This window comes from Halomonas gemina, assembly GCF_023554995.1.
GTDB classification, from domain to species: domain Bacteria; phylum Pseudomonadota; class Gammaproteobacteria; order Pseudomonadales; family Halomonadaceae; genus Halomonas; species Halomonas gemina.
The window spans coordinates 495,273-514,504 of sequence record NZ_JAMJPK010000003.1 but is presented as its reverse complement, the minus strand read 5'-3'; the positions used below and the strand labels follow the sequence as shown (position 1 = coordinate 514,504).

Below are 19,232 nucleotides of genomic sequence, written 5' to 3'. Positions count from 1 at the left end.
GGGTGCAGTTCTAAGCACCCGGGCGTCTCTGTATCGGCCTCAGCGGCCGGGCATTGCGCCCGGCTCGGGCGGCCTTATGCTGCCTGAAGCTTCTCCAGGTCGAAGCGGTCGGCGTTCATCACCTTGGTCCAGGCCTTGACGAAGTCCCTGACGAACTTCTCCTGGTTGTCGTCCTGGGCGTAGACCTCGGCGTAGGAGCGCAGGATGGAGTGGGAACCGAACACCAGGTCCACCCGGGTGGCAGTCCACTTCTTCTGGTCCGTCTTGCGGTCACGAACCTCGTAGAGGTTCTCGCCCACTGACTTCCAGCTGTAGGCCATGTCGGTCAGGTTGACGAAGAAATCGTTCGTCAGATGGCCTTCCCGGTCGGTGAACACACCGTGCTTGGTGCCACCGTGGTTGGTGCCCAGTACTCGCATGCCGCCAATCAGCACGGTCATCTCCGGGGCGGTCAGCCCCATCAGCTGGGCGCGGTCGAGCAGCATCTCCTCCGGCTTGACCACATAGTCCTTCTTCTGCCAGTTGCGGAAGCCATCGGCCAGCGGCTCCAGATATTCGAACGAGGGAGCGTCGGTCATCTCGTCGCTGGCGTCGCCGCGACCCGGCGCGAAGGGCACCAGGATATCGTGGCCGGCGGCTTTCGCGGCCTGCTCGATGCCCACGCTGCCACCCAGCACGATCACGTCGGCCACGCTGGCACCGCTGTCGGCGGCGATCTTCTCGTAGATCTTCAGCACCTTGGCCAGGCGATCTGGCTCGTTGCCTTCCCAGTCCTTCTGCGGGGCCAGGCGGATGCGCGCACCGTTGGCGCCGCCGCGCATGTCGGAGCCGCGGAAGGTACGGGCGCTGTCCCAGGCGGTGCTGACCATCTCGCCGATGGAGAGGCCGGCCTCGGCGATCTTCTCTTTCACCACCTCTTCAATGTAGTCGGTGTTGCCTGCAGGAATCGGGTCCTGCCAGATCAGATCCTCGTCCGGCACGTCCGGCCCGATGTAACGGGATTTCGGGCCCAGATCGCGGTGGGTCAGTTTGAACCAGGCGCGAGCGAAGGCATCCTGGAAGCGCTCCGGATCCTTGCGGAAATCCTCGAGGATCTTCCGGTAGGTCGGGTCCACCTTCATGCCCATGTCGGCATCGGTCATAATCGGGTTATGACGGATGGACGGGTCGCTGGCATCGACCGGCTTGTCTTCTTCCTTGATATCCACCGGCTCCCACTGGTTGGCGCCGGCCGGGCTCTTCTTCAGCTCCCACTCGTGGTCCAGCAGCATGTCGAAGTAGCCCATATCGAACTTGGTCGGGTGTGTCGTCCAGGCACCCTCGATACCGGAGGTGATGGCGTTGGACGCCCTGCCCTGCATGTTGGGGTTATCCCAGCCGAAGCCCTGGCCGACGATATCGGCGCCTTCCGGCTCCGCGCTCAAGGCGCTGGCATCGCCGTTACCGTGGCACTTGCCGACGGTGTGACCACCGACTGTCAGGGCCGCGGTCTCTTCGTCGTCCATCGCCATGCGCGCGAAGGTCTCACGCACCTGGGCGGCGGTCTTGAGCGGGTCAGGCTGGCCGTTCACGCCCTCGGGGTTGACGTAGATCAGGCCCATCTGGACGGCGGCGAGCGGGTTTTGCATGGTTTCGGGCTTCTCGACATCGCCATAACGCTCGTCGGAGGGTGCCAGCCACTCCTTCTCTGCGCCCCAGTAGATATCTTTTTCCGGGTGCCAGATATCTTCCCGGCCGAATGAGAAGCCGAAGGTCTTGAATCCCATGGATTCATAGGCAATGTTGCCGGCCAGGATCATCAGATCAGCCCAGCTGATCTTGTTGCCGTACTTCTTCTTGATCGGCCACAACAGACGGCGGGCCTTGTCGAGGCTGGCGTTGTCCGGCCAGGAGGCAATTGGAGCAAACCGCTGGTTACCGGTACCGCCACCGCCGCGGCCATCGGCCAGCCTGTAGGTGCCGGCGGAGTGCCATGCCATCCGGATCATGAAACCGCCGTAATGCCCCCAGTCGGCTGGCCACCACTCCTGGCTGTCGGTCATCAGAGCATGCAGATCCCGATTGATGGCAACGAAGTCGAGCTTGCGAACTTCCTCCCGATACTCGAAACCCTCATCCATCGGGTTAGTCTTGTTATCGTGCTGGTGGAGGATATCGAGGTTGATGGATTCGGGCCACCAGCCGGTTACGCTTTGTCCGCTGGCGGAATTTGCGCCATGCATCACCGGGCATTTGCCGATGTTCTGCTGATCACCCATATCGCTCTCCAATCTGGCTGCGTTGTATGAACTGCTACCTGGGTATAGACGATGGCAGTCCGGCGGGACAATGAGCCGAGTCAACCATGCGTCATGAGCGGCGTGATGGCCGGGCTGCTTGTCCTGTGACTTCAACGTACGCGCTGGCGGTCCATTAGCTCAATGTGACATTACCGACCGTGTCGATAGCGAATCTTTATCGTGCCGTCCATGCCGGCGCGGTCTCGCCTGACAAGGGCACTCGGGCCGAGTATGCGGGCACCAGCAGACCGCGAGTTCCGCCCATGGAGAAGGCGCGGTGGGCCATGGCGCGCACCGAGTGGCCAGAAGAAAGGGATCGGCCGGGGAGGCCCCGATCGATCCCTCTGTCGTCACGATGCCAGGGCGTCAGCTCATTCGGGCTGGGATACCATGATGGGCTTATCCTGCGGGCCCACCTGGAAGACGATGAAGCTGGCGCCATCGCTGCTCATGGTCCTGGCAACCATCGCCCGGTCGGGGGGTTCGTAGAAGGCCTCGCCGGCGGCGATGCGCCTGGGGTCTTCTCCCTCGACATCAACCTCGATGCTGCCCTCGGTCACGTAGACGAAGACGTGTCCCGGATGGATATGGCGGTCCGTCACCCAGTCCTCGCCCACATCGAAGCGCACGATGTTGGCTTCCATCTCCTCCTGGCCCTCGAGTGTCGATTTCAGGATCGAGGTCGTCTCGCCGGCGGCAATCAGGGGCATGAGGGCGAGGGCGGTGACCAGGGCAGAGGCGGCGCCCATGGCTGTCCGGTGTGGATTCATGATGTCCTCCTTCCACCAGGGGTGGCAGTCGGATTCGGGGGTGCCGTCGCAGGGAGCCTCGGTCGGCCGCGCCTCTCGACTGCCGACCAGGAGCTCTCCACCGGCATCCCTCACTATAGTCCCCTCCAGGCGGACTCGCCCTGCGGCAGGCCACCGGGGCTGGTGCCGGGAGTCCTCGTGCCTCCGCGCTCCGGAAGGAGCCCTCAGGAGGGGCTGGACGCGGGGATCTCCATCGCCTTCGCCTCGCCCATCAGGAAGCCGCGGTTGGCTTCCAGCGCCTCGCGCAGGAAGTCCCACAGCAGGCGTACCCGTGCCAGGCGGCGCTGCTCCTGGCGGGCGGTGATCCAGAACTGGCGATCGATCGCCACCTCGTCCTCCAGCACGTTGACCAGCGATGCGGAGGCGCTGGCCATGAAGCAGGGCAGCACGGCCAGGCCTGCGCCGTGCAGGCAGGCGGCGTGCTGGGTGGTGACGCTGGTGCTGCGCATGGCGAAGTGCGGCCCGGGGTGGCCGATCACCGCGGGGTCGAGCAACGGCTCCAGGTAGCTGAGCTGCTCGCTGAAGATCAGGTCGTCGACGTAACCCACCAGGCGGTGCTCGCCCAGTTCGGCGAGCCGCGCCGGCCGACCGTGGCGAGCCAGGTACCCCTCGCTGCCGTAGAGGCGCAGCCGGTAGTCGCACAGCCGCGAGATCACCAGCCCCGGGCTCACCGGGCGCTCCACGGTGATGGCCAGGTCCGCCTCGTGGCGGCTCAGGTTGACCACTCGGGGCAGGGCGAGCAGGTCGAGGGTGACGCCGGGGTGGCGTTCGCAGAAGGCCGAGAGCAGCGGGGCGATCACCCAGGTGCCGAAGCCTTCGGTGACGCCCAGGCGGATCTGGCCGCTGATCTGGTGGTTCTTGTCGGTGAGGCTCTCGCCGGCCTCGAAGGCGTGGCGGGCCATCTCCTCTGCATGGGCGAGCAGCTGCTGGCCGGCCTCGGTGAGGTGGTAGCCGTGGGTGCTGCGCTCGAACAGCTGGGTGTTGAGCGCCTGCTCGAAGCGCCGGGTGCGCCGCGACAGGGTGGAGTGGTCGAGCCCCAGCCGGCGGGCGGCATCGGTAAGCCGCTGGCTGCGCGCCACCTCCAGGAAGATCTGGATGTCCTGCCAGTCGAGCATGGGCCCTCCCGCCTGTGCCTGTTCAGGCCGCTCTGTTGTGCATGAATGCACAAACAATGTGCCCGACTGCCCGTTGTCACGCCATCCGACGTCTGTATAGACTCATTGTCATCACGTTCCGTGTTTTTATACACACAAAGTCTAATGCCAGGGCGATCCACGGCAAGGATCCAACAACAAGCCGATCCCCGGGCAGCGACCGCACAGAGAGGAGCACGCCCCATGTCAGTCCGCGAAATCCCCATGTACATCGATGGCCAGCCCGTCATTTCCCGGAGTCAGGAGTGGCGCGACGTGGTCAATCCGGCCACCCAGGAAGTGGTGGCCCGGGTGCCGTTCTGCACCGCCGAGGAGGTCGAGCAGGCCGTGGCCAGCGCCAAGGAGGCCTTCAAGACCTGGCGCAAGGTGCCGCTGGGCAAGCGCATGCGCATCATGCTCAAGCTGCAGGCGCTGATCCGTGACAACACCGCCGAGCTTGCCGCGCTGATCACCGAGGAGCACGGCAAGACCCTGCCCGACGCCGAGGGCGAGGTCGGCCGCGGCCTCGAGGTGGTGGAACACGCCTGCTCGATCACCTCCCTGCAGCTGGGCGAGCTGGCCGAGAATGCCGGCAGCGAGGTGGACGTCTATACCCTCAACCAGCCGCTGGGCGTGGGCGCCGGCATCACCGCCTTCAACTTCCCGATCATGCTGCCCTGCTTCATGTTCCCGCTGGCCATTGCCACTGGCAACACCTTCGTGCTCAAGCCCTCCGAGCAGGACCCGAGCTCCACCATGCGCCTGGTCGAGCTGGCCCACGAGGCCGGCGTGCCGGCCGGCGTGCTCAACGTGGTGCACGGCGGCCCGGACGTGGCCAACCAGATCGCCGACCATAGCGACATCAAGGCGCTCTCCTTCATCGGCTCCACCCACGTCGGCTCGCTGCTCTACAACCGCGCCGCGGCCGCCGGCAAGCGCATGCAGTCGATGATGGGCGCCAAGAACCACTGCGTGGTGATGCCGGACGCCAACCGCAGCCAGGCCATCAACAACCTGCTCGGCTCCGCCTTCGGTGCCGCCGGCCAGCGCTGCATGGCCAACTCCGTGGTGGTGCTGGTGGGCGAGGCCCGCGAGTGGCTGGACGACATCGTCGAGGGCGCCCGCAACATGAAGGTCGGCCCCGGCACCCAGCGCGACGCCGACCTCGGCCCGCTGGTCTCCCCGCAGGCCAAGGAGCGCGTCGAGGGACTGATCGCCGCCGGCGAGCAGGAAGGGGCGAAGCTGCTGGTCGACGGCCGCGGCTGCCAGGTAGAGGGCTACCCGAACGGCAACTTCGTCGGCCCGACCCTGTTCGCCGACGTGAAGCCCGAGATGACCATCTACCGCGAGGAGGTCTTCGGCCCGGTGCTCTGCGTGGTGAGCGTCGACACCCTGGACGAGGCGATTGACTTCATCAACGCCAACCCCAACGGCAACGGCACCTCGATCTTCACCAACTCCGGCTGGGTAGCGCGTCGTTTCGAGTCCGACATCGACGTTGGCCAGGTGGGCATCAACGTGCCGATCCCGGTGCCGGTCGCCTACTTCAGCTTCACCGGCTCGCGCGGCTCCAAGCTCGGTGACCTGGGGCCCAACGGCAAGCAGGCCATCGCCTTCTGGACCCAGACCAAGACCGTTACCGCGCGCTGGTTCGAGCCCGAGAACGTCTCCAGCGGCATCAACAGCACCATCTCGCTGAGCTGATAATCTCTGCTTGGTAACAGTGCGGCCCCGCCTCGAGAGAGGCGGGGCCGCGTGTTTCTGCAGGAGTACCCCGCCCTTCGTGGGAGCGCAATTCATTGCGCGATAGCGGTGTTCCTGAAAGGTCAGTATCAGCTCGGCTCTCTTATCGGATGAGACCGACGGCGTATGGACAGCAATGTGACGTTGACGTTAACTGGAGCAACGAGACAACAACCAAAAGCCTGGAGCCTTCATGTCCGCCCCGATCAGCCGCTTCCCCGTTCCCGAATCGATCCACGACCTGCCCGATGACGTCCGCGACGCCATGCTGGCGGTGCAGGAGAAGGCCGGCTTCGTGCCCAACGTCTTCCTGATGCTGGCCCACCGGCCGGCTGAGTTCCGCGCCTTCTTCGCCTACCACGATGCCCTGATGGAGCGGGAATCCGACACGCTGACCAAGGCGGAGAAGGAGATGATCGTGGTGGCCACCAGCGCCCGCAACCGCTGCCTCTACTGCGTGGTGGCCCACGGCGCCCTGGTGCGGATCTACAGCAAGGACCCGCTGCTCGCCGACCAGGTGGCCATCAATCACCGCACCGCGCCGATCAGCGAGCGCCATCGCACCATGCTGGACTTCGCCCTCTACTGCGGCCTGGAGGTGGGAGAGCTCACCGACGAGTGGGAGGCCCGCCTGAAAACGGCCGGGTTCACCCATGACGACATCTGGGACATCGGTGCCATCGCCGCCTTCTTCGGCCTCTCCAACCGCCTGGTCACCCTGACCGGCACGCCGCCCAACGAGGAGTTCTACCTGATGGGAAGGGTGCCGCGGGAGCAGTGAGGAAGGTTAGGCATTGAGAAACTCTTCAAACCTAATGGCCAAAGCATCCCTGTCCGGCTTGTTTTTGGGATTTCTTGGTACCTTAAGTCTTTGGCCATCTAGTTTCTTGATGCTTTCGAGCAAGGGTCCGCCCTGCGGGGTTATTAGTTCATCTCTTAAGTGAAGGCGGTAATCCGGGTCAATGCCGATGAGGCCAGCATCATATGCGCGATGGTGAAGGCGACTCAGTGAAATTCCATTGCTGACTTCGGTGGGGCTTTCTTCATGACTATCTGGGATAATGTGGGCTGCTTCAAGAAGTTGAGGGACGGGGAGTCCCGTCATTGCGCAGCGATTTGAATAAGCATTCATTACTCTGGCGCGAAATTCTGCCTGGTGTACTCGAGTCTTAACCTCTCGAATGATGTGGCGTCTCTCAAGGTCTTCGACCTGGTAGCCCGCTGTTGGCTCAGCCACATTATCCATGACTCCAATTTGGTCATGCATGCTGATGTGACACATTTCTCGAACTGTGTCGACGCTATCAATATAGCATGGCCAGAGAGGGAAATATCGGCCAGGTGCCAAGCCAAGGAAATATATTATCGGATCTTTATTTTTATAACTGCTAATCAGGTCGAGATTGTCTTTCTCATCAAGCCCACCTCTTCGGAATGCGTACCAAAAGCCGCCTTCGTCACTCACTGAGTCAGAATAAATCGATGAGCCGCTCTTCTGGATTACTGTTTTTATGCTAAGAACCCCTCGTCTTAATTGCCGGGGTTTGAAAATCCCCTTAACCTGGTTGGCTAGTAAAAATGAGTCATCGCCTAGTGGGACAGGCTTGGATATGGCTCTCCACGGTAGGTCATGGCCATGTTCTTTGACTATGTTGTTTAGTCTTGAGAAAGCTGCTTTCCGTATTTTTTCATCATTGTTTAGCAATCTTTCACTCCGGACCCGGCTGAAATATTAACTCAGTCTAATCAATGTGCTGTGCTTTTGCACTCCTCCAAGAGCTGGAACTCCGACATGACCGAGCTCTCATGCAGCAGCAAACTGTGGTCGCTCATGCCCTCGGCGAGCTGGGTACCACTGGACCCTAGGGCAGCGCGCCGCCAAGATGGATCTGGACCCAGCCGCTATCGGACTGCCAGGCCGCGATGCGATGCGCTATCCCACAATGCATTCGCTTATCGCCAGGGGAGTCGCGCCGCGTTTTTGCTGGCGAGGGCTGAGAAAGCGTATGGCGCTGACCCTGCAACCTGATCCGGTTCATACCGGCGTAGGAAATGCGACATGCCCTACCTGACGTCTGCCGTGCTCGGCGCAGCGCTGCTGTGCTTTGCTTTCCAAGGCCTCAGAGCCCGCCGGGCCGACAGCCCCCTTGATGACTACGTTTCAGCGCGCAACTCCCAGGGGCCCAGTTGCTGTGCTTCTCCTCCTGGCCTCCGGGATGGGCGGCTGGATCCTCTTTGCGCCGCCGGAGATCGGCGCCATTGTCGGCCTGCTAGCGCTGGCCGGCTTATGCTATCGGCTCGGCGCTGCCTTTCATTGTGCTGGGGCTTTACGATCCGCCGCCACCTGCCGGGGGGGATAGCATCAGCGAGTTCGCCGATGCCTGCCAAAGGGAAGAGCTGGCCCATCTGTCGATGCAGGCGACCTGCCAGATCCACGGGCTCCTTGCCCGGGTGGATCCGTTGAAATATGTGCATGTCATTCACGACTTGCGCAGTAAAGCGCCCCGGCGGGGCTACCACCGGGGCGCTGAATCATTGCAATGAGTGAGCTCTGGGGTCAGTCACTGCCGAGGCTCAAGGCCACGAAGTAGGAGTTTCCATCCCGGTAGAGCCGCACCGGGATGGCCTGGCCTTCCGGCAGGTCGGTGACGATATCGGCCAGCTGTTCCGGGCTTTCCACCTGTTGCTGCCCGATGCTCACCAGCACATCACCGGGGCGGATCCCGGCGGCTGCCGCGCGTCCGGCAGGATCGACATCGGCGATGCGCACGCCATGGTTGATACCCAGCCGTTGGCGCTCGGCGTCGCTCAAGGGCTGTGCCGCGATGCCGAGGCGGGCGGGTTCGCTGTCGTTGCCGGCCTGGTCGGCACCCGCGTCCGGCCACTCGCCAACCTCCAGGGTGATCGACTGCCGCTCGCCTTCACGCAGCACCAGCAGCTCGACCTCCTCGCCGGGGGCCACGCCGCCGATCATCCTGGGCAGTGTGCTGGAATGGTCGACCTCCTGACCATTGGCTTCCAGGATGATGTCGCCCGCCCGGAGCCCGCCTTCGGCCGCCGGGCCATCGGGGGCCAGGTCCGCGATCAGCGCGCCTTCGGCCTGTTCCATACCGAAGGAGCTTGCCAGGTCCCGGGAAACCGGCTGGATCCTGACGCCGAGCCAGCCGCGGCTGACGTAACCCGCATTGCGCAGTTGATCGGCGACATCCATGGCCACATCGATCGGGATGGCGAAGGAGAGCCCCATGTACCCGCCGCTACGCGTCAGGATCTGGGAGTTGATGCCGATCACCTCTCCTTCCAGGTTGAACAGTGGCCCACCGGAGTTGCCCGGATTGATGGCCACGTCGGTCTGGATGAAGGGCACATAGACATCCTGGGGCAGGGTGCGGTTGATGGCACTGATGATGCCGGCCGTCACAGAATGGTCGAAGCCGAAGGGGGAGCCGATGGCGGCAACCCACTGGCCCACTTCAAGGTCTCCCGCTTCGCCCATGTCGAGGGTGGGAAGGTCGTCGGCATCGACCTTGAGCACGGCGACATCGGTCTTGTCATCGGCACCCACCAGCTCGGCCTCGAGTTCACGGCGGTCGTTGAGGCGCACCAGGATCTCGTCGGCCTCCTTGACCACATGGGCATTGGTCATGATGTAGCCGTCTTCATCGAAGATGAAGCCCGAGCCCAGCGAGCGGCGCTCCTGGTTGCCCTGGCCCCGGCCGCCGCCGGGGGGCATGGGGATGCGGTCACCGAAGAAGTGCCGGAAGATCTCGGGTATCTCCTGGCCGCCGAACTGGCCGGTGGGGGGTGCCTGTCGCTCGACCGTTCGGGATGTCGAGATATTGACGACCGACGGGGCGGCTTCCTCCACCAGTTCGGTGAAGTCCGGCAGGCGCTGTTGCGCCAGCGCAGGCTGGGAAGCGACAAGGAGAAGTCCCAGTAGCACTAGCCAGGAAAGCGTGCGTGTCTTGACTGTCACGATGGGCTCCTGTGTGGCATTGGGTGCATGGCGTCATGATCGGCAGCGGTACCCCGGCGGGGCCCTTCATACGCCGATATCCTCGTCATACTCCTTCTCGGCGTGTGACTTGACGGGTGAATCATCGTTGCAGTCGGGCTCATGCAGGAAGGTGCGGGTCGTCTCGACACTGCCCAGGCCCTGGATCGTGCGTCGCCCGAGCAATACCGGGTAGTTCATGTCGTCGCGATCCTCCAGGCTGAACTGCTCCTCGCGAAGCGTCTCTCCCATGCAGAGCGTCATCAGCACGACGGATCGGCTCTCCTCGCCCCCGGCACCGATCACCCGCAGATCGCGAAACACCGGCCGCTCGAAGGTCTTCGAGACGACTTCGTCCGTCGCCTCGTCCTCCACCTCGGTAGTGAATCGCACCCAGTCCTCGCCGTCGCGTTCGAACGCCTCGATCTCCTCGGCCTGCATCGACGACGTGAGGGCGCCGGTGTCCAGCTTCACCTTGACCTCCGTGCCCCACGGCTCGATGGTCGCCTTCTCGATCCAGCCATAGCTGGTGGGCTCGTCCGCCTGGGCGGCACCTCCCAGCAGCCCGGCGCCGAGCAGGGCCAGCAATGTCCTCGGGATCGGTCTGTGCATGCGTTTCCTCCCTGACTACACGTGGGTGATGTCGGTAATGCGAATGACAATGCGTCCATGACCCATGGACTCGCCCTGCGACCTTCCTCGAGGAGAAGGAGTTCCGTCATCGCCGAGAGGCGTCCTGCGAGAGAGGCGTTCGGGGCCTGTTGCCGGCGGCGCCAGGCAAGCCCACGGGAATCGGGCCCGGGTGGTCGCCAGGAGAGCGCGGCGCTATGATGTCCCTCGATCCCGCGGCTATCGTCCCGTCAGGCCACGATGCGCGGCGCGATCCCACAATCCATTCACTTGTCGCCAGGGGAGTCCCGCTGCCGAGAGCGTCGGCCGGGGCTGAGAGAGCGCATGGCGCTGACCCTGGAACCTGATCCGGTTCATACCGGCGGAGGAAGTGCGACATGCCCTACCTGACGTCTGCCGTGCTCGGCGCGGCGCTGCTGTGCTTTGCCTTTCTGGGCCTGCGGGCCCGCCGGGCCGATGGCCCCCTCGATGACTACGTTACCGCGCGCAACTCCCAGGGGGCCCAGTCGCTGGGCCTCTCCTTCCTGGCCTCCGGGATGGGCGCCTGGATCCTCTTCGCGCCGCCGGAGATCGGCGCCTTCGTCGGCCCGCTGGCGCTGGCCGGCTATGCCATCGGCTCGGCGCTGCCGTTCATCGTGCTGGGGCTCTTTGGGCCGGCGATCCGCCGCTACCTGCCCGAGGGGCGCAGCATCGGCGAGTTCGCCGAGGCCTGCTATGGCGCCGGGGTGCGGCGCTGGGTGTCGCTGGTCTCGGTCCTCTACATGGCCTGCTTCCTGGCCGCGGAGCTCACCGCCATCGGTGCCATCACCGCGCTGCTCTCCGACGTGCCGCCGGCGCTGGTGGTCGTTGGCGTGGCGGTCGCCACGCTGCTCTACACCGCGGTGGGCGGCCTGCGGGCGAGCCTCGCCACCGACCGCTGGCAGGCCTGGCTGCTGATCGCGCTGCTGGCGGTGGTGGGTGGCGTGGCGCTGATGCGCCTGCCCGCGATGCCGGTGGACGCCGCGCTGCCGTCGATACCCGCGGGCAGCGCCCTGGCGGTGGCGCTGACCCTGGTGATCGCGGTGACCGCGGCCAACCTCTTTCACCAGGGCTACTGGCAGCGGGTGTGGGCGGCGCGCGACGACCGCGCCCTGGGCCGCGGCGCCTGGCTGGGTGGCGGCGTCACCGTGCTGGTGGTGATGGTGGTGGGCGGCCTCGGCATGCTGGCCGCCATGGCCGGCGTGGCGCTGGGCGAGCCGCCGATTCCCTTCTTCGCGCTGCTCGCACAGGCGCCGGGCTGGCTGGCCCTGCCGGCGCTGGTGCTGGCGGTCACCCTGGTGGCCTCCAGCGTGGACACCCTGCAGAACGGCCTGGCCTCGCTGGTGGTGGCGGGCTCCGGCCGGCGCGGGCTCACCATCGGCGCGGCGCGCTGGGTCACGGTAGCGCTGATGGTGCCGGTGGTGGTCGTGGCGCTGCAGGGGCTCTCGGTACTGCGGCTGTTCCTGATCGCCGACCTGCTCTGCGCGGCAATCGTGGTGCCGGTGCTGCTGGGGCTCTGGTCGCGGATGAGCGCCACGGCCGCGGTGGCCGGTGGGGTGGCGGGCATGCTCGGCGCCATCCTGCCGGGCTGGGTGGCCCAGGGTAGCCTCATGGCGGGCGTGCTGGCGGCGAGCTTCCCCGGCAGCATCCCGACCCTGCCGCCGTTCCTGGGCGCGCTTCTCGCCTCTACCCTGGTCAGCCTGCTGGTCGCCGGGCTCAGGCCGGCGGGGAGGGCGCGTCAGGCTTGAGGAGTTGTCAGGCCGGGCCAGGCGGGTCACTCTCTGGGGGATACTCATGATCGACCAGAGGAGGCCCCCCATGTCCGATACGCCGAAGGATCCCCGCCGCCGCCATTCCGCCGAGGTAGTGGACGGGGTCGGCAAGTCCGCCAGCCGCGCCATGCTGCGCGCGGTGGGCTTCACCGACGAGGATTTCGCCAAGCCCCAGGTGGGTATTGCCTCCACCTGGAGCAACCTCACCCCCTGCAACAGCCATATCGACGAGCTGGCCCGACGCGCCAGCGACGGGGCCGACGGGGCCGGCGGCAAGGGGGTGATCTTCAATACCATCACCATCTCCGACGGCATCGCCAACGGCACCGAGGGCATGAAGTACTCGCTGGTGTCGCGGGAGGTGATCGCCGACTCCATCGAGACGGTGGCCGGCTGCGAGGGCTTCGACGGCCTGGTGGCCATCGGCGGCTGCGACAAGAACATGCCGGGCTGCCTGATGGGCCTGGCGCGGCTCGACCGGCCGAGCGTCTTCGTCTACGGCGGCACCATCCTGCCCGGCACCGGCCATACCGACATCGTCTCGGTGTTCGAGGCCATGGGCGCCTACAGCCGCGGCGACCTGGACCTGATCGAGGTGAAGCAGATCGAGGAGACGGCGATTCCCGGCCCCGGCTCCTGCGGCGGCATGTACACCGCCAACACCATGGCCTCGGCCATCGAGGCGCTGGGCATGAGCCTGCCGGGCAGCTCGGCACAGAACGCGGTATCGCAGGCCAAGCGCGACGACTGCGAGGCGGCCGGCGCGGCGGTACTCGAGCTGCTCGAGCGCGACATCAAGCCCTCCGACATCATGACCCGCCAGGCCTTCGAGAACGCCATCACCGTGGTGATCGCCCTCGGCGGCTCCACCAACGCGGTGCTGCACCTGATCGCCATGGCCAGCACCATCGGGGTGGAGCTCTCGCTGGCCGACTTCACCGAGATCGGCAGGCGGGTGCCGGTGGTCGCCGACCTGCGCCCCAGCGGCCACTACATGATGAGCGAGCTGGTGGCCATCGGCGGCATCCAGCCGCTGATGAAGACCCTGCTCGAGGCAGGCCTCTTGCACGGCGACTGCCTGACGGTGACCGGGCGCACGCTTGCCGAGAACCTGGCCGATGTCGCCCCCTATCCCGATGACCAGAAGATCATCGCGGCGCTGGATAACCCCGTCAAGGCCGAGAGCCACCTGCGCATCCTGCACGGCAACCTGGCGCCGGAAGGGGCGGTGGCCAAGATCACCGGCAAGGAGGGCACGCGCTTCTCCGGCACGGCGCGGGTGTTCGGCTCCGAGGAGGAGGCCCAGGCACGCATCAACGACGGCACCGTGGTGGCCGGCGACGTGGTGGTGATCCGCTACGAGGGGCCGAAGGGCGGCCCCGGCATGCGCGAGATGCTCACGCCCACCTCGGCGATCATGGGCCGCGGGCTCGGCAGCGAGGTGGCGCTGATCACCGACGGGCGCTTCTCCGGCGGCAGTCACGGCTTCGTGGTGGGTCACGTCACGCCCGAGGCCTTCGACGGCGGCCCGCTGGCGCTGGTGGAGGACGGCGACCTGATCACCATCGATGCCGAGGCCGATACCATCGACGTCGACCTGCCCGACGAGGAGCTGATGCGCCGCCGCGCCGCCTGGCGCCAGCCCGCGCCGCGCTACGCGCGCGGGGTGCTGTCGAAGTACGCGCGCACGGTGAGCTCCGCCTCCACCGGGGCGGTGACCGACCTGCCGGAGTAGCCGGCAACGGCCTCCCGTGATGCCCGGTGGCAAGGAGTTACGCCATGTCTGCCCCCGCCCTCGGCGTGCATTCCGAGACCGGCACCCTGCGGCAGGTGATCGTCTGCCGCCCGGGTCTTGCCCATCGGCGGCTGACCCCCTCCAACTGCGATGCCCTGCTGTTCGACGACGTGTTCTGGGTCAAGCAGGCCCAGAGGGACCATGACGTCTTTGTCGGGGTGATGCGGGCCAGGGGCGTGGAGGTGCTCGACGTCAACGATCTTCTGGCCGAGACCCTTGATATCAGGGAAGCCCGCGCCTGGGTGCTGGACCACCGGATCACCTGGAACCACATCGGGGTGGGCATGGTGTCGGACCTGCGCGCCTGGATGGACGAGCTGCCGGGCGAGGCCCTGGCCGAGTACCTGATCGGCGGTCTGGAGGTGAGAGACCTGCCGTTCGACCCGGTGGGGCTCTTCGGCAACCATCTGGGGCACTACGGCTTCGTGCTGCCGCCCCTGCCCAACTTCCTGTTCACCCGCGACAACAGTGCCTGGATCTACGCTGGCGTGACCCTCAACCCCATGTACTGGGCCGCCCGCCAACCGGAAACCCTGCTGATGACGGCGATCTATCGCTTCCATCCGGCCTTCGTCGGCAGGGTCAACATCCATTGGGGAGACCCCCTGGCCGATCATGGCCTGGCCACCCTGGAAGGCGGGGATGTCATGCCGGTGGGGAACGGCGCCGTGCTGGTGGGCATGGGCGAGCGCTCGTCCCCCCAGGCCATTGGCCAGCTGGCGAAGGCGCTGTTCGACAGCGGCACGGCCGAGCGGGTGGTCGCCTGCCAGATTCCCAGGACCCGCTCGGCCATGCACCTGGATACGGTCTTCACCTTCTGTGGCGGCAACGTGGTGACCGCCTTCAAGGAGGTCGCGGATGCGGTGGTCTGCTACGACCTGCGCCCCGGCGAGGGCGACAGGACCCTGGCGTTCCGGCAGGACCCGCGTCACCTCTTCGACCTGGTGGCGGAGATCCTGGGCTACCCGACGCTCGAGGTGGTGCCCACCGGCGGCGATAGCCCGGAAGAACGGGAGCGTGAGCAGTGGAACGACGGCAATAACGTGCTGGCGCTGAGCCCCGGTGTCGTCGTGGGCTATGACCGCAACGACGACACCAATGCGGCACTGGAAGCGGCGGGCATCGAGGTGTTGGCCATTCCCGGTGCCGAGCTGGGCCGGGGGCGCGGCGGCGGGCGCTGCATGAGCTGCCCCACTCGCCGTGATCCGATCTGACAGGGAGGAAGCCGCTCCATGGCATTCAATCTCAAGCACCGGCATTTCCTGACGCTGCGCGACTTCACCCCGCAGGAGATCGGCTTCCTGCTGAAGCTGGCCGCGGACCTCAAGGCCGCCAAGTACGCCGGCACCGAGGTGCCGACCCTGGGAGGCTGACATGCTGGTAGTAGCGGCACTGGGCGGCAACGCCCTTCTCAAGCGCGGCGAGCCGCTGACGGCCGCGGCGCAGCGCGCTAACGTGCAGGTGGCGGTCCGCGCGCTGGCCGACATCGTGCGCGCCGGGCACCGCCTGGTGATCACCCATGGCAATGGCCCCCAGGTGGGCCTGCTGGCGCTGCAGGGCGCGGCCTACCGGCCGGACGAGGCCTATCCGCTGGACGTGCTGGGCGCCGAGACCGAGGGCATGATCGGCTACATGATCGAACAGGAACTGGAGAACGCGCTCGACCACGATCGCCCGGTGGCCACCCTGCTGACCCAGGTGGTGGTGGATCCCCGGGACCCCGCCTTCGCCCGTCCCACCAAGTTCGTCGGGCCGGTCTACGAGCAGGCCGAAGCGGAACGTCGCGCGGCGGCGGCCGGCTGGCAGATCGCCCGGGACGGAGACAAGTGGCGCCGGGTCGTGCCCTCGCCGAGGCCGCTGGAGATCCCGGGCCTGCGGGTATTGCAGCTGCTGCTCGCCCAGGGCGTGGTGGTGGTCTGCACCGGGGGCGGCGGTATCCCGGTCCTGCGCCGGGAAGATGGCAGCATGATCGGCGTGGAGGCGGTGATCGACAAGGACGCCGCCAGCGCGCTGCTGGCCCGCCAGCTGGGCGCCGATGCCCTGCTGCTGCTGACCGACGTGGACGGGGTGTACCGGGACTACGGCACGGACGCCGCGACCCCGGTTCACGAACTGACGGTGGCCCAGGCCCGCGAGATGGACCTGCCGGCCGGTTCCATGGGGCCGAAGCTGGCGGCCGCCTGTGACTTTGCCGAAAGCGGCGGTATCAGCGGCATCGGCCGGCTGGTCGATGCCGTCGCCATACTGGAGGGAACGGCGGGCACGCGGGTGTCGGCCGACGCATAGGATGCGCTCTCACCGGCTTCGCGGCGCTGCGCGACTCTTCACGTAACTCGCCTCGCAACACCTCCTGCCGGACCTGAAGCTCCGAGCCCGGGGGGCGTGCTGGCGGCGAGCTTCCCCGGCAGCATCCTGACCCTGCCGCCGTTTCTTGGCGCGCTTCTCGCCTCCACCCTGGTCAGCCTGCTGGTCGCCGGGTTCAGCCCGGCGCCTTCGCGTCGTTGAGGTATCGGATCAGTCGAGGAAAAGGTCGGCAGGCAAGCCGAAGCGCTGTGACAGAGCCTTGATCTGGCGCACATTCAGGCGCCGCTTGCCGGCCAGAATCTCGGAGATCATGGATTGAGTGCCGACTTCCGGCAGGCTCGACTGGTCGAAGCCATGCCACTTCATCAGGTGGCGGAGCATGTCGCTGCCTCTCACCTCCGGCATCGGGCGGTGAGCGTCGTCATACTCCTCGATGAGGTCACCCATATGGGAGGCGAGGCTCGCCAGTGGGTGTTCTTCGTCATCCCCGATCATCTCCAGCAGCTCATCGAGCGCCGCGACCAGTTCGTCGTAGTCGTCCTCCGACTCCGGGGCGTTGAGCAGGGGGGCCACGAAGCGCCAGTGGGCGGCAGCCTGTTGGACGATGCTGGTCATGTTCACTCCTTCCAGGTGCCCTTGTCATATTCCGCATGATCGAGCACGTGCTGGATATAGACCTTCTTGAACCGGTAGTGCACCACGGCGATCAGACGAATCTTGTTGCCGCCGATATCGAACACATGCTGTCTACCGACCTTGTCGGTGGCCGGGAAAATAGACCGCATCTCGGCGAAGCTGCCGGGCTCGCTCGCCTTCATCAGGCGATACCAGGCATCCAATGCAGAAGCGGCCTGAGGCCATAGCTCCTTGGCTTCCCAGATTCGTTTCTGGGTGATGATGTGCATGGCCACCCTTGTATCGCAACTTGCGATAAAGCATAGCTTTGGCTTGGCAGTAGGGCAAGGCGTGAGGTGTGGCATGGACAGCCGTGAGGTCCGAGGTCCACTCTCTGTAGACCATCGTTGACCGATGAGAGGAGGCCCCCATGTCCGATACGCCGAAGGACCCTCGTCGCCACCATCCCGCCGAGGTAGTGGACGGGGTCGGCAAGTCTGCCAGCCGCGCCATGTTGCGCGCGGTGGGCTTTCGTGATGAGGATTTCGCCAAGCCTCAGGTGGGTATCGCCTCCACCGGGGCGGTGACCGACCTGCCGGTGTAGCGCAATGGCTGGCCGGGGGCTGGGGGTGGTGCTACTGGGCGCCGCGCTGCTGGCGGGATGCGCCACCACCCCGGCCTGGCGGGCCGAGCCGGGGAGCGACCAGCGCCAGTGCCACCAGCGCCTCGCCGCCTTCGATGCCTCCGTGGCAGAGGCGGCGGTCGGGGACGCCGGCAATGCCCGGATCGAGGGCTTTCCCTACCTGCGTAGCGACCGGCTGATGGCGAGCTTCGCCCAGGAGCTGCACGCCGATCCCGGCTCGCCGCGTTATGCCGACTGGCTGGCGGGGCTGCGCGAGCGGGACGCCGAGGCGCGTCGCCTCGAGGCCGCCAACCTGCCCGTCCCGCGCCGCGAGCACCTGGCCCGACGCCTGCCCGGTGACGATCCGGCCGTGGCCGCCAATGCCTGTGGCGACCGCCTGCTGGCCGAGGAGCTGCTGGGACCGGAGGATGGCCCGGCGCGGACGGCGCTGCGGGAAGTGGTGGTTCCGCCCGACCATTATGTCGATACCTGGCGGGTGCTGGGGCTCTATCCTCTGACGCGGCTGGGCATGGCCCTGGGCTATGCGCGCTGGCGGAAGGGCTACCTGGCGGCCTTCGGCGACCCCTTTCCGGCGCCGGCCGAGGAGCGCCGCTATGCCCCCGAGGTGCCGCCGGGCGAGCGCCTGGATGCCGAGGCCGCCGCTCGGCTGGTGCGCGAGGCACCGCGCAGCCCCCTGGGCCTGCTGGAACTCGAGGATGAGGCGCTCCTGCGCCTGGCAGCCCACCACGCGCCGGTCTTCGCCATCGAGACCTGGGGGCATGATGACCGGCTCGGCGCCCCCTATTGGCGGCGTGGCCCCTCCGGGCCCCTGCCCGCGGTGGCCACCCACCGGCCGGTGGCCGACGTGCGCCTCGCCCACACCCGGTTCGCGGGCCGGGTGCTGCCGCAGCTCGCCTATACGGTGTGGTTCCCGGCGCGTACCCGGACCGGCGCCTTCGATATCCTCGGCGGACGCCTGGACGGGGTGGTATGGCGGGTGACACTGGGCGAGGATGGGCGGCCGCTGATTCATGACAGCATCCATGCCTGCGGCTGCTACCACCTGTTCTTTCCAGTGCCGCCGCTGCGCCGGGTGGCGGTGGCGGCGGATCGCGACCTGCGCGAGGCACCGCTGACCCCGGCCGTGGCCCCGAGGCTGGCAGCTGGGCAACGGCGGGAACTGCGCCTGGCCGCGATCAGTCATTACCTGGTCGGCCTGGGAATGGTCCCGGACGCGATGACCGCCGAGGCCACCTATGCCCTGCGCCTGACCCGCAAGGCGCCACACTATGGGCGGCGCTCCCTGGCGCTGCCCGGGGGAGGGCGGCGCAGCCTCTTCGGGCCCGAGGGGCTCGTGCCGGACACGGAGCGACTGGAGCGCTTCCTGCTGTGGCCGGCAGGCATCGCGAGCCCCGGGGCGATGCGCCAGTGGGGCACCCACGCCACGGTCTTCGTCGGCCGCCGCCACTTCGACGAGCCCTTCCTGTTCGAGGAGGCCTTCGAGCGGCCTCCCTGAGA

General features: G+C 66.5%; 17 protein-coding genes and 2 riboswitches. Of the genes, 9 read left to right on the top strand and 8 right to left on the bottom strand.

Annotation, left to right across the window (positions count from 1 at the left end; translation table 11 throughout):
* Nucleotides 1-74 precede the first annotated feature (74 nt).
* The 3 genes from katG to M8009_RS09065 all read right to left on the bottom strand — a co-directional run bounded on the left by katG (nucleotide 75) and on the right by M8009_RS09065 (nucleotide 4,203).
* Entirely contained in the window at nucleotides 75-2,258 is a 2,184-nt protein-coding gene (gene katG, locus M8009_RS09075; protein WP_250060564.1) for a catalase/peroxidase HPI, read from the bottom strand.
* Between the two features lie 392 nt (nucleotides 2,259-2,650).
* Nucleotides 2,651-3,049 (bottom strand): cupin domain-containing protein, encoded by a 399-nt coding sequence (locus tag M8009_RS09070; protein ID WP_250060501.1) that lies wholly within the window; start codon nucleotides 3,047-3,049, stop codon nucleotides 2,651-2,653.
* 203 nt (nucleotides 3,050-3,252) lie between these two features.
* Entirely contained in the window at nucleotides 3,253-4,203 is a 951-nt protein-coding gene (locus tag M8009_RS09065) for a LysR family transcriptional regulator (protein ID WP_250060500.1), read from the bottom strand.
* 222 nt (nucleotides 4,204-4,425) lie between these two features.
* On the opposite strand from M8009_RS09065, the gene M8009_RS09060 reads away from it, so the two are divergent.
* Nucleotides 4,426-5,925, top strand: coding sequence for a CoA-acylating methylmalonate-semialdehyde dehydrogenase (locus M8009_RS09060; RefSeq protein WP_250060499.1), 1,500 nt, complete (start codon nucleotides 4,426-4,428; stop codon nucleotides 5,923-5,925).
* Nucleotides 5,926-6,157: 232 nt separating this feature from the next.
* A complete protein-coding gene (locus tag M8009_RS09055) occupies nucleotides 6,158-6,745 on the top strand; it encodes a peroxidase-related enzyme (protein ID WP_250060498.1) in 588 nt (195 codons plus the stop codon).
* Nucleotides 6,746-6,751: 6 nt separating this feature from the next.
* Here M8009_RS09055 and M8009_RS09050 read toward each other — a convergent pair whose 3' ends face one another.
* From M8009_RS09050 to rloA3, 3 genes are all read right to left on the bottom strand, one after another.
* The gene (locus M8009_RS09050) at nucleotides 6,752-7,669 is read right to left on the bottom strand and encodes an HNH endonuclease (protein ID WP_250060497.1); all 918 of its coding nucleotides are present in this window, start codon (nucleotides 7,667-7,669) and stop codon (nucleotides 6,752-6,754) included.
* 246 nt (nucleotides 7,670-7,915) lie between these two features.
* A riboswitch (TPP riboswitch) is annotated at nucleotides 7,916-8,034 on the top strand.
* A 487-nt stretch (nucleotides 8,035-8,521) separates the two neighbouring features.
* On the bottom strand, nucleotides 8,522-9,940 hold the full coding sequence (locus M8009_RS09040; RefSeq protein ID WP_250060496.1) for a DegQ family serine endoprotease: 1,419 nt from the start codon (nucleotides 9,938-9,940) through the stop codon (nucleotides 8,522-8,524).
* Between the two features lie 66 nt (nucleotides 9,941-10,006).
* Nucleotides 10,007-10,570, bottom strand: a complete 564-nt coding sequence (gene rloA3, locus M8009_RS09035) for a retropepsin-like aspartic peptidase RloA3 (protein ID WP_250060495.1) — start codon at nucleotides 10,568-10,570, stop codon at nucleotides 10,007-10,009.
* Between the two features lie 286 nt (nucleotides 10,571-10,856).
* Nucleotides 10,857-10,976, top strand: a riboswitch (TPP riboswitch).
* Between rloA3 and M8009_RS09030 the strand changes: the two genes are divergently transcribed.
* From M8009_RS09030 to arcC, 5 genes are all read left to right on the top strand, one after another.
* A complete protein-coding gene (locus M8009_RS09030; protein WP_250060494.1) occupies nucleotides 10,966-12,354 on the top strand; it encodes an SLC5/6 family protein in 1,389 nt (462 codons plus the stop codon). It overlaps the preceding riboswitch by 11 nt.
* A gap of 70 nt (nucleotides 12,355-12,424) precedes the next feature.
* A complete protein-coding gene (gene ilvD / locus M8009_RS09025) occupies nucleotides 12,425-14,113 on the top strand; it encodes a dihydroxy-acid dehydratase (RefSeq protein WP_250060493.1) in 1,689 nt (562 codons plus the stop codon).
* A gap of 44 nt (nucleotides 14,114-14,157) precedes the next feature.
* The gene (locus M8009_RS09020) at nucleotides 14,158-15,387 is read left to right on the top strand and encodes an arginine deiminase (RefSeq protein WP_250060492.1); all 1,230 of its coding nucleotides are present in this window, start codon (nucleotides 14,158-14,160) and stop codon (nucleotides 15,385-15,387) included.
* An 18-nt stretch (nucleotides 15,388-15,405) separates the two neighbouring features.
* Nucleotides 15,406-15,546, top strand: a complete 141-nt coding sequence (locus M8009_RS09015) for a hypothetical protein (RefSeq protein WP_430886900.1) — start codon at nucleotides 15,406-15,408, stop codon at nucleotides 15,544-15,546.
* Nucleotide 15,547: 1 nt separating this feature from the next.
* Nucleotides 15,548-16,459 carry a carbamate kinase gene (arcC, locus tag M8009_RS09010; protein WP_250060491.1) on the top strand — a complete coding sequence of 304 codons (912 nt, stop codon included), beginning with the start codon at nucleotides 15,548-15,550 and terminating at the stop codon, nucleotides 16,457-16,459.
* A gap of 228 nt (nucleotides 16,460-16,687) precedes the next feature.
* On the opposite strand, the gene M8009_RS09005 is transcribed toward arcC, so the two are convergent.
* Nucleotides 16,688-17,092, bottom strand: coding sequence for a helix-turn-helix domain-containing protein (locus tag M8009_RS09005; RefSeq protein WP_250060490.1), 405 nt, complete (start codon nucleotides 17,090-17,092; stop codon nucleotides 16,688-16,690).
* Nucleotides 17,093-17,094: 2 nt separating this feature from the next.
* Nucleotides 17,095-17,382, bottom strand: a complete 288-nt coding sequence (locus M8009_RS09000) for a type II toxin-antitoxin system HigB family toxin (protein WP_250060489.1) — start codon at nucleotides 17,380-17,382, stop codon at nucleotides 17,095-17,097.
* A gap of 140 nt (nucleotides 17,383-17,522) precedes the next feature.
* On the opposite strand from M8009_RS09000, the gene M8009_RS08995 reads away from it, so the two are divergent.
* Nucleotides 17,523-17,696 (top strand): hypothetical protein, encoded by a 174-nt coding sequence (locus M8009_RS08995; protein WP_250060488.1) that lies wholly within the window; start codon nucleotides 17,523-17,525, stop codon nucleotides 17,694-17,696.
* Nucleotides 17,697-17,700: 4 nt separating this feature from the next.
* Nucleotides 17,701-19,230 (top strand): hypothetical protein, encoded by a 1,530-nt coding sequence (locus M8009_RS08990; RefSeq protein WP_250060487.1) that lies wholly within the window; start codon nucleotides 17,701-17,703, stop codon nucleotides 19,228-19,230.
* Nucleotides 19,231-19,232: the final 2 nt, after the last annotated feature.

Excerpts from the sequence above, each read along its gene's own strand:
- katG (WP_250060564.1), bottom strand. The coding sequence starts at position 2,258 with ATGGGTGATCAGCAGAACATCGGCAAATGCCCGGTGATGCATGGCGCA.
- M8009_RS09070 (WP_250060501.1), bottom strand. The coding sequence starts at position 3,049 with ATGAATCCACACCGGACAGCCATGGGCGCCGCCTCTGCCCTGGTCACC.
- M8009_RS08995 (WP_250060488.1), top strand. The coding sequence starts at position 17,523 with ATGTCCGATACGCCGAAGGACCCTCGTCGCCACCATCCCGCCGAGGTA.
- M8009_RS09030 (WP_250060494.1), top strand. The coding sequence starts at position 10,966 with ATGCCCTACCTGACGTCTGCCGTGCTCGGCGCGGCGCTGCTGTGCTTT.
- M8009_RS09000 (WP_250060489.1), bottom strand. The coding sequence starts at position 17,382 with ATGCACATCATCACCCAGAAACGAATCTGGGAAGCCAAGGAGCTATGG.
- M8009_RS09060 (WP_250060499.1), top strand. The coding sequence starts at position 4,426 with ATGTCAGTCCGCGAAATCCCCATGTACATCGATGGCCAGCCCGTCATT.
- M8009_RS09005 (WP_250060490.1), bottom strand. The coding sequence starts at position 17,092 with ATGACCAGCATCGTCCAACAGGCTGCCGCCCACTGGCGCTTCGTGGCC.
- M8009_RS09055 (WP_250060498.1), top strand. The coding sequence starts at position 6,158 with ATGTCCGCCCCGATCAGCCGCTTCCCCGTTCCCGAATCGATCCACGAC.
- M8009_RS09020 (WP_250060492.1), top strand. The coding sequence starts at position 14,158 with ATGTCTGCCCCCGCCCTCGGCGTGCATTCCGAGACCGGCACCCTGCGG.
- M8009_RS08990 (WP_250060487.1), top strand. The coding sequence starts at position 17,701 with ATGGCTGGCCGGGGGCTGGGGGTGGTGCTACTGGGCGCCGCGCTGCTG.
- arcC (WP_250060491.1), top strand. The coding sequence starts at position 15,548 with ATGCTGGTAGTAGCGGCACTGGGCGGCAACGCCCTTCTCAAGCGCGGC.
- M8009_RS09065 (WP_250060500.1), bottom strand. The coding sequence starts at position 4,203 with ATGCTCGACTGGCAGGACATCCAGATCTTCCTGGAGGTGGCGCGCAGC.
- M8009_RS09015 (WP_430886900.1), top strand. The coding sequence starts at position 15,406 with ATGGCATTCAATCTCAAGCACCGGCATTTCCTGACGCTGCGCGACTTC.
- ilvD (WP_250060493.1), top strand. The coding sequence starts at position 12,425 with ATGTCCGATACGCCGAAGGATCCCCGCCGCCGCCATTCCGCCGAGGTA.
- rloA3 (WP_250060495.1), bottom strand. The coding sequence starts at position 10,570 with ATGCACAGACCGATCCCGAGGACATTGCTGGCCCTGCTCGGCGCCGGG.